Raw genomic sequence first — 15,215 nt, forward strand, 5'->3', positions numbered from 1 at the left:
CGCTGTCCGTCGCGGGGGCACGGTGTGGAGTTCCCACGAGCGTGCGCCCGCGGCGGATACGTGTATCCGGCGGAGACGGGCATGGTGACGATATTGCATCCTTTTGTGACGGGCGTCATGAAACGCTTGACAATGGCGATCAGAGTACAAGACGATGAACTCGTCAACGCAGCGGCGCGCGACCCGCTGGGCGACCTCCGTCACCCGACTGCGCCGGCCTCGTTGAACTCCCGCCCGCATTCCCGAAGAGAGGCCAGTCAATGAAGAAGGCTCTTACCGCAGTCGCACTCGGTGCTGCGGCCATGCTCGCCCTGAGCGGTTGCACCGATTCCGGTGCCGCCACGACCTCTGCCCCGACCGAGACCGCCGACTCCGGCGAACTCCGCTCGGTCCGCGTCGCCGCGCTTCCCATCGCCGAGACCGGCGCACTGTGGGCGGCGATCGACGAGGGGATCTTCGAGGACCACGGCATCGAAGTCGAGGTGGTTCCCGCCCAGGGCGGCGCCCAGGCGATCCCAGCGCTTCTGAGCGGCGACATCGAGTTCGCCATCGGGCAGCCGTTCGGACCGTTCCGCGCCGACGTGCAGGATCTCGGCGTGGTCATCATCGGCGACTACGCCGACAGCCTCGCCGAGGGCAAGGATGTGAACGCCGTCGTCTCCCTCGCCGACTCCGGCATCACCGGTCCGGCCGACCTCGCCGGCAAGCGCGTGGCCGTGAACAGCATCGGCGCCGCGGGAGACGTGACGATCATGAAGGCCGTGCAGGACGCCGGTGGCGACCCGACGACCATCCAGTTCGTCGAGGTCGCATTCCCCGACGCGCAGGCGCAGCTCGAAGCCGGTAACATCGACGCCGCGTGGGTTCCCGACCCCTTCATGTCGAACATCGTGAACGGCGGCGGCAACCTCGTGGTGCACCCGTACCAGGCCACCATCCCAGGGCTCACCGTGCTGACGACGATCACCACCCGGGAGCTCATGGATTCCGATGCCGAACTGGTCTCGGACTTCGCTGCTGCGATGGCCGAAGCACTCGACTGGGCCATGGGCAACGAGGAGGCGGTCCGCGCGGCCATCGCCACCAACATGGAGATCCCCGAGGAGGCGGCAGCGGGTATCACGCTGCCGACGTTCACCTCGGAGATCAAGGTGTCGGACCTCGAGGAACTCGCCGCGCTCGCCGTCGAATTCGGCGTGCTCGACGCCGAGCCCGATTTCGACCGGCTCGTCCAGCAGCAGTGACCCCTCGAGGTCACTGAGCGCACGCGAGCACCGACAAGTGGGGGTGGGATGTCTCGGCTCGAGGCATCCCACCGCCCCCGTCGCACGGAAGAGAACCATGCAATCAGCTGCCACCCCCGTTGACTCGGGCGCGCTCGGGCACGCTCCGTCGCCCGAGCCGCCGCCGCCCGCCGGCGCCGCCCAAGGCCGTCTCCGAAGGGCGCGCCGACGGCGAACGATGCGAAAGGTGCTGCTCGGCGTCGCGGGGATCCTCGGTTTCCTCCTCACCTGGCAACTCATCCCGACACTCGGCATCCTCGACCCGCGATTCTTCCCGACCGCGACCGACACACTCGGACGCTTGGCCGAGGACCTGCGCGACCTCGAGTTCTGGCGCAACATCGGCCGCACGATGACCACGTGGGCGATCGGTCTCGCCATCGCGACGGTGCTCGCGACCGTGCTCGGCACGATCATCGGACTCGTGCCGTTCCTCCGCCGTGCCACGCACACGACGGTCGAGTTCCTCCGCCCGATCCCCTCGGTCGCGCTGATCCCGCTCGCCATCCTGATGTTCGGCATCCAACCGCAGGCCGCGCTGCTCATCATCGTGTTCGCGAGCTTCTGGCAGGTCTTCGTCCAGGTGCTCTACGGTGTCGCCGACGTCGATGCCGTCGCTCGCGACACCGCCCGCAGCTTCGGCCTCTCGCGGGGCTCGCGCATCGTGCACCTGGTCTTCCCCACGGCGCTGCCCTATCTCATGACGGGGATCCGCCTCGCGGCGACGGTCGCGCTGATCCTCGCCGTGACGGCCGAGATGTTCATCGGCAACCCGGGCCTGGGCCGTGCGATCATCTTCGCCCAGTCCGCTGGAGACTACGTGCAGGTCTACGCGCTGGTGATCACGACCGGACTGCTCGGGCTGCTCGTCAACCTCGTCTTCCGCTTCATCGAGCGCCGGTCGCTGTCGTGGCACCAATCGGTCCGGGGGGATGAGGTCCTGTGACCCTGCACACCAGCACCATCGTCGTGCCCCGCTCCACGGCCCGTGCATGGGCGAGGTTCGGCGAGAACCTCGGCTACGCCATCGGCCTGCCCATCCTGCTCCTGGTGATCTGGGGCGTCTGGGCTTCTGCGTCGCCGGCCGCGTTCTTCCCGAGTCCCCTCATCATCTTCGACGCCTTCGTCGACACCTGGGTCGGACCGGCGTTCGTGACGGACGTCCTGCCCAGCCTCGGCCGCCTCGCCGTCGGCATCGTGCTCTCGGTCGTCCTCGGCGTCGTCGCCGGCACCCTGATCGGACTCGTGCGGTGGTTGCGGGAACTGCTCGAGCCGATGCTCGAGTTCTTCCGGGCGATCCCGCCGCCCGTTCTCATCCCGATCGTCGCGGTGCTGCTCGGCCCGACCGACAGCATGAAGATCACGGTGATCGTAGCCGGATCGGTGTGGCCCGTCCTGCTCAACACGATCGACGGCGTGCGGTCCACCGACAGCGTGATGACCGAGACGGCGCACTCCTTCGCGCTCACACCGTGGGAGCGCATCCGCTACCTGGTGCTGCCCGCCGCGAGCCCGAGGATCATGGCCGGCACACGGCAGTCCCTGTCGATCGCACTGATCCTCATGGTCATCTCCGAGATGTTCTACTCCTCGTCGGGGCTCGGCTATCGCATCGTCTATTTCCAGCGGAACTACCTCATCGCCGAGATGTGGAGCGGCATCCTGCTCCTCGGTCTCATCGGCGTGCTGCTCGCGGTGATCTTCGGGTTCGTCGAGCGGCGGGTACTGCGCTGGTACCACGGAATCAAGGAGGTGGAGCGTGCCTGACACGCTGCTGAAGGTCGAGCACCTGAAGAAGGTCTACGAGTCGATGACGGGCAACGTCGAGGCGATCGGCGATATCAGCTTCGAGATGGAGCCGGGAGAGCTCGTGTGCATCGTGGGGCCATCCGGGTGCGGCAAGACGACGCTCCTCAAGTGCATCGCGGGGCTCCTCAAGCCGACCGCGGGCCGCGTCCAGCTCGACGGCAAGGCTGTCGTCGCACCGCCGCCGAGCATGGCCTTGGTGTTCCAGGAGTACGGTCGGAGCCTGTACCCCTGGCTCACCGTACGAGGGAACGTGGAGCTCCCGCTCAAGCACAAGAAGCTCTCGCGCGCGGAACGGGACCGACTCATCGACGACGCCCTCGTTGCGGTCGGTCTCGAGCACTCCGCGAAGAGCTACCCGTGGCAGCTCTCGGGAGGCATGCAGCAGCGCGTGGCGATCGCCCGTGCGGTGGCGTACCAGCCCGAGGTGCTCATCATGGACGAGCCGTTCGCCGCGGTGGACGCCCAGACGCGTGCCGACCTGGAGGACCTCGTGCGGGCCCTGCACCGGGAGCGCGGCATGTCGATCCTCTTCGTGACCCACGACATCGACGAATCCGTGTACCTGGGCGAACGCGTCATCGTGCTCTCGAAGTCGCCCACCTGGGTGCAGGAGGACCTCGCGATCGACCTTGCCGCGGAGCGAGACCAGATCACGACGCGTGCGCTGCCCCGGTTCACCGAACTGCGGACGCACGTCTACGAGCAGATCCAGCGCGCCAAGCGGGGCGAAGCGGTTCGGCCGGGGGCCACGGCTGCGTGACGGCCACGACGGAGCTGATCGCGCTCGGCGGCGCGTCTGCCGAGGCATCCGTGCTGACACGGAAGCCACGGCAGCTCCTGCTCGCCTTCTTCGGCGAGTACGTCTGCGACCGATACTTCGAGCCGTTGCGCGCCGGCGTGCTGCTCGGCGTTCTCGAGGGCGCCGGCGTGGCGGCGTCGGCCGTGCGGACGAACCTCGATCGCATGGTCCACAGCGGCATGCTCGAACGACGGCGCCTCGGACGCGAGATCGCCTTCGAGCTCACACCGCACGGCAACGAGGTGCTGCGCGACGCCTCGAGGCGCGTCAACGGCCCGGCTCCGTTCGATCCGCAGGGTGAGGGATGGACGCTCGTGACGTTCTCGGTCCCCGAGGACATGCGCACGCTCCGCCACCGCCTGCGCGCCGCACTCACCTGGTCGGGCTTCGCCCTGCTGCGCGACGGGCTGTGGATCGCACCCGGAGCGGTCGACCTGGTGTCCGTGCTGGACGCGGCGGTGCCCGACCTTCCGCCGGGGTCGGTGAGCGCGTTCTCCGCGTCGGAGCTCGACGGCTTCCCCATGGCAGAGGTCGTCCGGGTGGCGTGGGACGTCGAGCGCATCCGTGCCGCCCACCACGAGTTCATCGCCCATTGGGATCGGGATCACGAGACGTCCGACCTCCCGCCGCTGACCGCACGGACCCTGCTCGTCGCCGACTGGCTCGCGCTCCTTCGCGTCGACCCCCGACTTCCCCGGCAGTACATGGGAGGCGATTGGCCGGCTGATCGGTCCACCGAGGTCTACACGACGCGGCACCGCGAGCTCGCCTTCCCGGCCGTTCGGGAGTTCGCTCGCCTCGTCGGCTGAACGGGCGCGGCGTTCATCGGCTCGCCGCGGACCCGACCGGCGACGTTCAGCCTCCGAATCGCGCCCGCAGGTCGGCCTTCCGCACCTTGCCGGATGCGGTGCGCGGCAGCTCGTGGACGACCTCGACGTGCTTGGGCAGCTTGTAGCGCGCCAGCCTCCCCTCCAGGTGCGAGCGCACCGCGTCGGTGTCCACGGATGCCCCGTCGCGTACCGTGATCGCGGCCCACGGCACCTCGCCCCAGCGATCGTCGGGCACTCCGAAGACGGCGACACCCGTCACGCCCTCGATGTCGGCGATGAGGTTCTCGACCTCGGCGGGATAGATGTTCTCGCCGCCCGAGATGATCATGTCCTTGAGTCGATCGGCGATGAAGAGATACCCGTCGGGGTCGAGGTAACCGAGGTCGCCGGAGCGGAACCAGCCGTCGGTCGTGAAGGCCGCTGCAGTGGCGTCCGGGTTCGCGTGGTAGCCATGGAACACGTTGGGACCTGAGATCTCGATCTCGCCGACGGTTCCACGAGGCACCATCGCACCGTTCTCGTCGGCGATGCGGATGTCGGTGAAGAAGTGCGGCAGGCCTACGCTGCCCTGCTTCACTCGGGTCATGCCCGGTGAGAGCGAGGTCGCGCCCGGCGAGGTCTCGGTCATCCCGTACCCCTGCGTGAACGACAGCCCGCGCTCCTCGTACGCGTTGAGGATGCGGGTGGGTACCGCCGAGCCGCCGCAGGTCAGCGTCCGCAGGCTCGAGAGGTCGGTGCTTGCCCAGTCGGGATGGTCGGCCATGAGCTGGTACGTCGTCGGCACTCCCGAGAGCATCGTGATGCCGTGACGCTCGATCTGCGCGAGGGCCCGTCGGGGCTCGAAGCCCTTCTCGAGCACCATGGTGGCGCCCTTGAGGATCACCGGGAGGGCGCCCATGCCCAGTGACGCGACGTGGAACAGCGGCGAGATCATGAGGGCGACGTCGGTCGAGGTGACGTCGTAGTCGACGATGCAGTTCACCGCCACCCAGGTGAGGTTTCCGTGCGTGAGAACGGCTCCCTTGGCCTTGCCCGTCGTTCCCGAGGTGTAGATGATCGCCGCCGGGTCATCGAGCGCGACCTCGGCGTCGGCGTGGCCGGCTCGGGTGCTCCGGAGCAACCGGGCCAGTCCCGGTCGCTCGACCGAGCCCTCGCCGGTCTCGATGTGATGGGCGATGGCGCCCTCGTCGACGACGGCGGCGATCCGCTCAGCGAATTCGCCGTCGTGGATGAGCACCCGCGCTCCCGAATCGTGAAGGACGTGCGCGATCTCGGGTGGGGCGAGCCGCGTGTTCACGGGAACGAACACTGCACCGAGCTGCATGGAGCCGAACATCACCTGGATGAACTGCGGGCTGTTCTCGCCGAGGTACGCGACGGTGTCGCCCTTCCGGATGCCACGCCGCCAGAGCAGCGCGGAGACCCGGTCGGCAGCGTCGGCCAGTTCGCGGTACGTCATCACCTCCTCGTCGAACACGAGCGCGCGCGCGTCGGGCGTCTTGAGCCGGCGCTTGGCCATCCACGAGCCGAGTCCGTGGTTGTGCATCGTTGGGGTCTCCTCATCGTCGAGGGGTCGAGGGAGGGAACTGGTGGGAAGGGCCTGCGGGGGCGGCATCGGTGCCGGGCCCACGCCGCCCCCGTCACGCGTAGAAGCGGTAGAGGCCGCGGGCGACGACCGCCGGCTTGTCGGCGCCCTCGATCTCGATGGTCTGGTCGACCGCGAACTGGTAGCCGCCGCGCACCTCGGTGACCTCGTCGATGACCGCGTTCATGCGCACCCGGGCGCCGACCTTGACCGGCGAGACGAACCGCACCTTGTCCAGGCCGTAGTTGACGCGCGTGCTGACGCCGGTGACGTCGAACAGCTCGGACCAGAACTTCACGGTGAGCGAGAGGGAGAGATACCCGTGCGCGATGGGTCCGCCGAACGGTCCGCCGGCCGCTCTCTCGGGGTCGACATGGATCCACTGGTGGTCGTCGGTGGCGTCGGCGAAGCGGTTCACGCGGTCCTGCGTGACCTCCAGCCATTCGGTCCAGCCGAGGTCGGTGCCGCCGAGGCCGGCGACGTCGTCGTACGCGACGGTGGTGGTCATGATGCTGCCTTTCGGTGGAGTGAGCGATTCAGGTGAACGCGGACGAGCCGGTGACGGCCCGACCGACGATCAGGGAGTTGATCTCATGGGTGCCCTCGTACGAGTACACGGCTTCGGCGTCGGTGAAGAACCGGGCGACCTCGTGCTCGAGCAGGATGCCGTTGCCGCCGAGCACCTCGCGGGCGAGTGCCACGGTCTCGCGCGCCAGCCGGGCCGTCTGCATCTTGGCGAGGGCCGAGTTCTCGTCGGCCCATTCGCCCCCGTCCTGCCGCAGTGACAACTGCACGACCAGGCCGAGCGATGACGTGGAGTTGCCGAGCATTCGGGCGATCTTCTCCTGCACCAGCTGGAAGGCGGCCAGCGGCCTTCCGAACTGCCGGCGCTCGCGCACGTACCGCACGGCCGCCTCCAGCGCTCCGGCCTGGAGCCCGGCCGCGATCCACGCGACATCGGAGCGCATGGCGCGCAGGATGCGCGACACGTCGTGCCATCCGTTCACGCGCTGGAGGCGCGATTCCTCGGGTACGCGCACGCCGTCGAGTCGGATCATCGCGTTCTGCATCGGCCTCAGGGAGACCTTGCCGCCGATTGCCTCGACGGTGACGCCGCGTCCGTCGGTGGGGACGAGGAACGCCTTGACCGCATCGTCGTCGACGTCGCGTGCGAAGACCGCGAGGACCTCGGATGCCGCCGCACCGCCGATCCACTTCTTCGCACCGTCGAGGATCCAGGCATCCCCGTCGCGCCTGGCCGTCGTGGCGAGTCCCCGGGCGATGTCGGAGCCGTGTTCGGGCTCGGTCAGCGCGAACACCCCGCGCAACCCGAACGAAGCGATGCGCGGATCGAGCTCGGTGGCCTGAGCCGGCGAGCCGCCGAGTGCGACCGTCGACCGGAACAGCCCGGACTGCGCGTTGTAGAGCGTCGCGACCGACACGTCGGTACGGGCCAGGACGTAATTGCGGAAGCCCGAGAACATGCTCGACGTCGCTTCGGACGCGTCGACGCCGACGGGCCGCATCAGGTCGAGGGAGATGAGCGCCTCGAGGATCTCGGCGGGCATCGACGCAGTCTCCCAGGCCTCGTCGAGCATCGGCCGGATGTCGCGGTCGAGCACGGCCTGCAGGCGACCGAGGGCGGCGCGCGCCGGGTCGCTCAGGTGCGTCTGGGCGAAGCCGTACGGATCGAGGCCGAACGTGGGGTCGGCCGTCAGCGTCGGCGTGCTCACTGCCGGAGCCCCAGCAGGCGCGCGGCGTTGTCCTTCAAGATCGCGGGCATGACCTCGGGCTTCAGAGAGGTCTGCTCGACGTCGCGCATCCAACGCTCGGGGGTCAACAGGGGGAAGTCCGACCCGAACAGGACGCGCCGCTTCAGGATCGAATTCGCGTGGCGGATCAGTTCGGCCGGGAAGTACTTCGGACTCCACCCCGACAGGTCGATCCACGTGTTGCGCTTGTGCGTCGCGATGGAGAGCGCCTCGTCCTGCCACGGAACCGACGGGTGCGCCATGATGATCTGCAGGTCGGGGAAGTGAGCGGCCACCGGATCGAGGAGCATGGGGTTCGACAGGCCGAGGAGCAGGCCGCGGCCCCCGGGCAGACCCGCGCCGATGCCCGTCTGGCCGGTGTGGAACAGTGCCACCATTCCCGCGTCCTGCAGCAGCTCGTAGAGCGGCCGGTGCGCCTCGTCGGACGGGTCGAACCCCTGCACGGTGGGATGGAACTTGAAACCGCGAACGCCGTGATCCTCGATGAGTCGCCGTGCGAGGTCGACCGCCTCGGGGCCGCGGTTCGGGTCGACCGAGCCGAACGGGATCAGCGCGTCGTTGTTGCGCGCGGCGCCCTCGGCGATGTCGGCGCTCGACAACGCCGGATGCGCGAGCTGCGTCTGCGCGTCGACGGTGAACACGACCGCCGCCATCCGCCGCTCGCGGTAGTACTCCGCGATGGAGTCGAGGTCGGGACGCGGTCCGTCGGTGCTGAAGTACTTCGACGCCGCCTCGACGAGATCGGGCGGCAGCGATGCGTTGCCGTGGCGATCGACCTCGACGTGAACGTGGACGTCGATGGCGGTGATCGCGTCGAGGTCGATTGCGGGTTCGTAGCGGCTCATGGGCGGACGGCTCGACTCACCGCGCCGGTGCGGGGCGCTGCAGCTCCTCGGGCAGGGGCGGGAAGTCCTCGCCCACCGACTGCAGTTCGCCGACCGCCTCGGCGAAGCCGGTCTCGAGTGCCTCGTACGACCATCCGCCCGCGTGGTACGCGGTGGCGACGGGAACGGGGTGCGACCACAGCTGGATGCGGTCGCCGCCGACGCCGATCGCCTGGCCGGTGACGTTCGCTGCCGCGTCGGAGGCGAGGTAGGCGACGAGGCCCGCGACGTCTTCGGAGGTGCCGAAGCCGAGGTCGTGCCGGAAGAAGTCGGGCATCGGCTCACCTCGCTCCTCGGCCTCGACCGCCGCGGCGAAGTACGGCACGGTCGCGGTCATGACGGTCGCGGCGACCGGGATGACCGCGTTGGCGGTGATGCCCGCACGCTTCAATTCCATGGCCCAGGTGCGCACCATGCCGACGATGCCGGCCTTGGCAGCCGCGTAGTTCGTCTGCCCGAAGTTGCCCCGCTGGCCCGTGGGGGAGCCGATGCAGATGATGCGGCCGCCCTCGCCGGACGCGCGCATGTGCGACACCGCTTCGCGAACGCAGGTGAAGGTGCCGCGGAGGTGAACGTCGATGACGGTGTCGAAGTCGTCGTCGCTCATCTTCCACAAGACGGTGTCACGGAGGACGCCGGCGTTGGTGACGAGGATGTCGAGACGGCCGTAGGCGTCGAGGGCGGCCTGCACGAGCTGCTGCGCGGTCGCGGTGGGGCCGACGGGCGCGACCACCGCAACGGCCCTGCCACCCCCGGCCTGGATGGACGCGACGGCCTCGGCGGCCATGTCGGGGTCGACATCGTTCACGACCACCGCGGCGCCGCGACGCGCGAGCTCCTGCGCGTAGGCGAGACCGAGGCCGCGCCCGGAACCGGTGACGATGGCGACTTTGCCCTGCAATGACATGCGTGACTCCTTCTGTCCCCACCCATTGAAGAGGAATTCCATTGAAATTGTCAATCATTTATTTCGTCCACGGAATCGGCTACCATCGACGCCATGCCGAAGCCCACCGACGCCGTCGTTCCCGCCCCGGCGTCGCCCGCGCCGGCTTTGACCGACGACCTGAGCTTCCTCCTCGCGCGGGCCAACGCGATCTCCCTCGCCGCAGGGAATGCCGCGCTCGCCGTCCACGGCCTGAAGGCCAGGTCCTACTCGGTGCTGGTGCTCACGACCGGTGATGCGCGTCCCTCACAGCGCGAGATCGCCGAGTTCCTCCGGCTCGACCCCAGTCAGGTGGTGAGTCTGGTCGATGACCTGCAATCTCGCGGCCTGGTGGAGCGCCGTACGGATCCTGCCGACCGGCGAGCCAACGTCGTCGTCGCGACGGATGCCGGTCGTCGCCTCGCCTCGGTGGCGCGTGGGTCCGCACGGGCCGCCGAGGAGCAGGTGCCCCGGCAGCTCACGCCCGACCAGCGGCAGACGCTCGCCGCACTGCTCAGGGTCTTGGCCTTTCCCGAGACCTGAGTCCCACCTCCCGGGTCCCGGGTTGCGAGTGGCGCCAACCGTTCGCACCTCCGTCAGGCGAACATGGCCGGGGCGGTCAGCGCGACATCGCCGGCCGGTAGACGTCGAGCGCGGCCGGCTCGATGGTGATCCTCGTGCGGTAGCCCGGACCGGGGTGGTCGGCGGATGCCTCGGACGACGCCTCGAGCGCCACCTCGCCGGCGTGAGCGAACCCGGGCGACTGCCCCTGCCGCGGGCGGACGATCACGTCGAGCGACGTGGCGGTGAACATGTCGATGCGCTGCGGGAGCAGCCGGAGCCACCGGAGCACGGCGCTCGTGCGCCGCCCGAACGCCAGCGACGCCGCCGCGCGCACCCTCGATCCGGCATGCAGTACGCGCACGTCGAGCACGCCGCCGTCGAGCCGGCGTCGCTGCAGCGGAGCCGCGGTGCCTGGATCGTTGGGTCCGACGCCGACGAACAGCGACCAGACGCGTGCGCGACGGCCGTCGACCACGACGGTCACCGGCTCCGACCGCCGCAGCACGCGCCACGCCGCGATGATCCCGGCGATCCACTTGCCCCAGCGGCCCTCGAGCTGTTCGCGTCGGACGACGAAGTCGGCGTAGACGCCGACCGAGGCGGTGTTCAGCACGGTGATCGGATCGCCGTCCCCGAAGGTGAGCTCTGCGACATCCGTTCGCACGCCCTCGCCGCGTTGCAGCGCATCGATCGCGAGATCGACGGATGCCGCGCCCGCCGAGCGTGCGAAGTGGTTGAACGTGCCGCCGGGCACGACGAGCAGGGGGAGTCCCGCCTGCCGCGCCAGGTGGGCGACGGTCGAGACCGACCCGTCGCCACCGCACACGCCGATCACCCTCGGTGGCTCGGGCCGGGCGAGCGCCGCTCGCACCGCGGCTCTCGGATCGTCGTCGGCGTCGAGCACCCGCACCTCCGCGAGCGGCAGGCGATCGGAGATGACGCGCAGCGGATCGGCGCGCACGACGCTCGTGCCCGACGACCGGTTCACGACGATGAACACGCCCTCGCCCTCGGTCGAGGCGGGCAACGCCCGGTCGTCGCCGGTCGGCGGCGGCAACTCGGGCTCGTCGGGATGCGGCGGCACGACGACCGCGCTGATCCCCGCGACACCGACGCCGAGCGCGAGGCCCCCGACCACGTCCGAGAGCCAGTGCGCGCCGACGTGCAGGCGGGAGTATCCGACCCCGAGCGCAACCGGCGCGATCGCCGCGCCGATCTTCGGGCGCTCGAGCGCCACTCCCGCGGCGAACGCCGCAGCACTCGCGGAGTGCCCCGAGGGGAACGAGGGCGTGATCGGCGGCTTCGGCAGTCGCCGCCCGATCGGCACATCCGCCAGGAGCGGGCGATCGCCACCGAACACCTGCTTGGCGATGAGGTTCGTGAGCGCGCTCGCGCCGAGCAGCGACGCGAGCCCACGCACGCCTGCGCGTCGCCTCCGCGTCACGATCAGCACGCCGGCGAGCGTCCACCACAGCACGCCGCGGTCGGCGAAGCTCGTGAGCTGCGACCAGAAGCGGTCGACCATGGGATGCGTGTGCCGCCGGTTCACGAACCGGCCGGTCGCGGCATCCGCTCGTCGTACCCAGCGCGGAAGGATCCGGGTGCGTCGCACGGCGACGCGCAGATTCGTCAGGGCCACGCCGTCAGCGTAGGCCCGGCGATCGGCTGCGTCACGGGGTTGCGGTGACGCCGAATCGGCGCAGCCAGTCGAGCAGGCCGACGGTCAGCGACAGGGTGGGAAGCTCGTCGGGGGCGAACCACCGGGCGTCGGCAGCGTCGTCGGCCGCGCGGAGCTCGCCCGAGACGACCTCGGCCAGGAAGTCGTGCGCCTCGAACACCGTGCCGTCGGTCGACGGCAGCTCGACCACCCCGAGTTCGCGCACCACGCGAACGGTGAGCCCGGTCTCCTCGAGCACCTCACGGGCGGCCGCCTGTGCGTGCGTCTCGCCGGGCTCGACCCGTCCGCCCGGGATCGACCAGCGCCCGCTCTGCGGCTCGTGGCCGCGCAGGACGAGCAGCACGCGGCCCGCGGCATCCGTCACGACCGCGCCGGCGGCCTGAATGCGTCGCATGGTGCGAGCGTAACCGGCAGGTGGCGCAGGCTCAGGCGATTCGGTCGGAGACCGCGTGCCCTCAGAGCAGCCCGAGCTCCATGGCTCGCGTGACGGCGCGCGTGCGGTCGCCGACCTCGAGCTTCTCGAAGACGTGCAGCAGGTGTGTCTTGACGGTGGCCTCGCCGATGAAGAGATCGCGGGCGATCTCGGGGTTCGAACGACCCTCGGCCACGAGTCGCAGCACCTCGCGCTCGCGCGGCGACAGCGAGGGCGTGTCGGATGCGGCGCCCTGCCGCACCCGCGACACCAGCTTCGCCGCGATCGACGGCGCAAGCACCGTCTCGCCGGCGACCACCGAGCGCACGCCCGCCAGGATCTCGTCCTCGGGTGCCGCCTTCAGCAGGTACCCGGAGGCTCCGGCCTCGATCGCGCCGAGGATGTGCTCGTCGGTCTCGTAGGTCGTGAGGATGAGCACCTTCGCCTGCGGTCGATCCTCGAGGATCCGCGCAGTCGCCTCGGCGCCGTCGAGGCCCGGCATCCGGAGGTCCATGAGCACCAGGTCGGGCTCCAGCTCGACCGCCAGCCGTACCGCCGCCACGCCGTCGGCAGCCTCGCCGACGACCTCGATGTCTTCCGCTGCCGACAGGAGCCCCACGATGCCGGAACGGACGATGGGGTGGTCGTCGGCCACGAGGACACGGATCATGCTCCGAGCTCCTTCTGCCTCATCGGCACGGTCGCCCGCAGCACGGTGCCCTTCGTCTCGCCGGGCTCGAGGCGCAATCGTCCCCCGACGAGGGCGAGGCGCTCCCGCATGCCGCTCACCCCGAATCCCGAGTCCTCGTCGGCACCCGCCGGGCCGATGCCGTCATCGGTCACGGTGAGCTCCACCTCGCCCTCGCGCGCCGCGACCTTCACCCGGGCGGATGCCGCCTGCGAGTGCTTGCGGACGTTCGCGAGCGCCTCCTGCGTGCAGCGCAGCAGCACGACCTGCAGGTCGCGGTCGAGCGGCAGCTCGTCGACCTCCGTGATAACGCGCACCCCGGTCTCGCGCTCGAAGCGCTCGCCGAGCCGGACGAGCGCGTCCTCGAGATCGGACTCGACGCGCACGGGCGCGTTGGCCGCGACGAGCGCACGCGACTCGCCGAGCGCCTCGCGGGCGGTCTGCTCGATGAGCGCGATCGTCTCGGTCGCGGCATCCGTCGGTTCGATCTCGCGGGCGGCTCGTTGGGCGAGCAGCACGAGCCCGGTGAGGCTCTGCGCGAGCGTGTCGTGGATCTCGCGGGCGAGCCGCTCACGTTCGCTGGTGACGCCGGCATCCCGGTGCATCGACGCGAGCTCGTCCTGGGCCGCCTCGAGCTCGGCGAGCAGTCGGGCGCGCTCTTGGCCGTACTCCTCGATCCGCGTGATCCAGAGGCCCAGCGCCAGGCTGAACGCGAGTGAGAGCACCGCGATGGCCGCTGCGACCAGGATGTTCAGGAAGTCGCCCCACGCCCAGTAGCCCACGAACACGCCGACCGCGACCATCACGTTGGAGATGATCGCGGTGCGCATCCCGGCCGCGGCCACCCACACCAGCGGGTAGGCGAGCGCCTGCAGGAACGAGAGGAACGGCTCGAACGAGATCCCGATCCCGACGATGACGGCGAGCGCCGCCGCATGGACGAGATCGAGCGGGGTGCTCGGGCGGCGAACGAGCCGCCGCCCGAGCAGCGCGTAGAGCACGAGCAGCGCGGCGATCGACACCCATGCGCCGTAGTCCGTCACGCCGTAGGGCGGATCGATGGCGAGCATCCCGCCGGCGACCACTGCGATGCCGATGACCGCGGCATCCCACCATCGCACGTTCACCATGGCACTACTCTCGCACCGGATGCCGCGTCAGCTCGTCGCCGGGCCCGAGGCTCGCCGCTCAGGCATCCCGCCGGATCCAGCGGAAGGTGAGCCGGCTCAGCACCAGGCCGATGACCAGCCAGATCGCGAGGGCGATCGCGACGCCCGGGAGGTTCCACGACTCGTTCTGTTCGAGCACCTCCCACCCATCGGGCAGGAACACGTACCGCATGCCCTGGGCGATCCACTTCAGCGGGAAGAGGCTCGCGAAGTTCTGCAGCCACTCGGGAAGCATGTTCCACTGCAGGTACACGCCCGAGATGAACTGCAGGAGCAGCACGATCGGGATCACCACGGCGGTCGCGCTCTTGCCGCTGCGGGGAACGGCTGAGAGGGCGATCCCGACGAGCGCGCTCGTGACGAGGCCCAGCACGAACACCCATGCGAACGTCAGCCACTTCTCGGGCTCGGTCGGCAGCTGGATGCCGAGCACGAGCCAGCCGGCGAGGATCAGCAGGCCGACCTGCAGCACGCCCGTCACGAACACCTGGCCGATCTTGCCCAGGAAGTAGCTGATCGGTGACAGCGGAGTGCCGCCGAGCCGCTTCAGGGTGCCGTTGCTCTTCTCCATCGCGATGTCGACCGCGAGGTTCTGGACGCCCGAAAGCAGGATGCCGGCCGCGATCATGGCCGGCAGGTAGTACGCGCCGACCGAGATCTGCGACCCGGGCGGGCCGATCTCACCCGAAGCGCTGAACGCCGCACTGAAGATCGCGAGCATCACGAACGGGAACGCGAACGTGAAGAACAGCGTGTCGGGGGAACGGAAGTAGGTCTTGGTTTCGTAGCCGATGCGCGATGCACCGAGCGTCAGCAT

The 15,215-nt window shown here is 69.7% G+C and carries 16 protein-coding genes; 6 read left to right on the forward strand and 10 right to left on the reverse strand.

What is annotated here, in order from left to right:
- The first annotated feature begins 260 nt into the window (after window positions 1-260).
- From HUS56_RS08140 to HUS56_RS08160, 5 genes are all read left to right on the forward strand, one after another.
- On the forward strand, window positions 261-1,244 hold the full coding sequence (locus tag HUS56_RS08140) for an ABC transporter substrate-binding protein (protein ID WP_173922917.1): 984 nt from the start codon (window positions 261-263) through the stop codon (window positions 1,242-1,244).
- Between the two features lie 217 nt (window positions 1,245-1,461).
- On the forward strand, window positions 1,462-2,229 hold the full coding sequence (locus tag HUS56_RS08145; protein ID WP_254431359.1) for an ABC transporter permease: 768 nt from the start codon (window positions 1,462-1,464) through the stop codon (window positions 2,227-2,229).
- Window positions 2,226-3,050 (forward strand): ABC transporter permease, encoded by an 825-nt coding sequence (locus HUS56_RS08150; RefSeq protein WP_173922919.1) that lies wholly within the window; start codon window positions 2,226-2,228, stop codon window positions 3,048-3,050. The genes HUS56_RS08145 and HUS56_RS08150 overlap by 4 nt, the downstream gene beginning before the upstream one ends.
- A gap of 43 nt (window positions 3,051-3,093) precedes the next feature.
- The gene (locus HUS56_RS08155) at window positions 3,094-3,852 is read left to right on the forward strand and encodes an ABC transporter ATP-binding protein (protein ID WP_254431381.1); all 759 of its coding nucleotides are present in this window, start codon (window positions 3,094-3,096) and stop codon (window positions 3,850-3,852) included.
- Complete coding sequence (locus HUS56_RS08160) at window positions 3,849-4,700, forward strand: PaaX family transcriptional regulator C-terminal domain-containing protein (protein WP_217423964.1); 852 nt, start codon at window positions 3,849-3,851, stop codon at window positions 4,698-4,700. Before HUS56_RS08155 ends, HUS56_RS08160 begins: the two co-directional genes overlap by 4 nt.
- 46 nt (window positions 4,701-4,746) lie before the next feature.
- On the opposite strand, the gene menE is transcribed toward HUS56_RS08160, so the two are convergent.
- The 5 genes from menE to HUS56_RS08185 form a co-directional block, all read right to left on the reverse strand.
- Window positions 4,747-6,267 carry an o-succinylbenzoate--CoA ligase gene (menE, locus tag HUS56_RS08165; RefSeq protein WP_173922921.1) on the reverse strand — a complete coding sequence of 507 codons (1,521 nt, stop codon included), beginning with the start codon at window positions 6,265-6,267 and terminating at the stop codon, window positions 4,747-4,749.
- Window positions 6,268-6,361: 94 nt separating this feature from the next.
- A complete protein-coding gene (locus HUS56_RS08170; protein ID WP_173922922.1) occupies window positions 6,362-6,814 on the reverse strand; it encodes a MaoC family dehydratase in 453 nt (150 codons plus the stop codon).
- A gap of 28 nt (window positions 6,815-6,842) precedes the next feature.
- A complete protein-coding gene (locus HUS56_RS08175) occupies window positions 6,843-8,039 on the reverse strand; it encodes an acyl-CoA dehydrogenase family protein (protein ID WP_173922923.1) in 1,197 nt (398 codons plus the stop codon).
- A complete protein-coding gene (locus HUS56_RS08180; protein ID WP_173922924.1) occupies window positions 8,036-8,923 on the reverse strand; it encodes an amidohydrolase family protein in 888 nt (295 codons plus the stop codon). The genes HUS56_RS08175 and HUS56_RS08180 overlap by 4 nt, the downstream gene beginning before the upstream one ends.
- 16 nt (window positions 8,924-8,939) lie before the next feature.
- Window positions 8,940-9,869: an SDR family NAD(P)-dependent oxidoreductase gene (locus HUS56_RS08185; protein ID WP_173922925.1), complete on the reverse strand. Its 930-nt coding sequence runs from the start codon at window positions 9,867-9,869 to the stop codon at window positions 8,940-8,942.
- 93 nt (window positions 9,870-9,962) lie between these two features.
- Here HUS56_RS08185 and HUS56_RS08190 point away from each other — a divergent pair, with 93 nt between their 5' ends.
- A complete protein-coding gene (locus tag HUS56_RS08190; RefSeq protein WP_173922926.1) occupies window positions 9,963-10,430 on the forward strand; it encodes a MarR family winged helix-turn-helix transcriptional regulator in 468 nt (155 codons plus the stop codon).
- A gap of 76 nt (window positions 10,431-10,506) precedes the next feature.
- On the opposite strand, the gene HUS56_RS08195 is transcribed toward HUS56_RS08190, so the two are convergent.
- From HUS56_RS08195 to HUS56_RS08215, 5 genes are all read right to left on the reverse strand, one after another.
- Window positions 10,507-12,090, reverse strand: a complete 1,584-nt coding sequence (locus tag HUS56_RS08195) for a phosphatase PAP2 family protein (RefSeq protein ID WP_254431360.1) — start codon at window positions 12,088-12,090, stop codon at window positions 10,507-10,509.
- Window positions 12,091-12,121: 31 nt separating this feature from the next.
- On the reverse strand, window positions 12,122-12,523 hold the full coding sequence (locus HUS56_RS08200; RefSeq protein WP_173922927.1) for an NUDIX hydrolase: 402 nt from the start codon (window positions 12,521-12,523) through the stop codon (window positions 12,122-12,124).
- 61 nt (window positions 12,524-12,584) lie between these two features.
- On the reverse strand, window positions 12,585-13,211 hold the full coding sequence (locus tag HUS56_RS08205; protein ID WP_173922928.1) for a response regulator transcription factor: 627 nt from the start codon (window positions 13,209-13,211) through the stop codon (window positions 12,585-12,587).
- On the reverse strand, window positions 13,208-14,359 hold the full coding sequence (locus HUS56_RS08210; RefSeq protein WP_173922929.1) for a sensor histidine kinase: 1,152 nt from the start codon (window positions 14,357-14,359) through the stop codon (window positions 13,208-13,210). The genes HUS56_RS08205 and HUS56_RS08210 overlap by 4 nt, the downstream gene beginning before the upstream one ends.
- A gap of 58 nt (window positions 14,360-14,417) precedes the next feature.
- Window positions 14,418-15,215, reverse strand: a complete 798-nt coding sequence (locus HUS56_RS08215) for an ABC transporter permease (RefSeq protein ID WP_173923157.1) — start codon at window positions 15,213-15,215, stop codon at window positions 14,418-14,420.

This window comes from Agromyces sp. Marseille-P2726 (assembly GCF_902809835.1).
In the GTDB taxonomy this organism is placed as follows: domain Bacteria; phylum Actinomycetota; class Actinomycetes; order Actinomycetales; family Microbacteriaceae; genus Agromyces.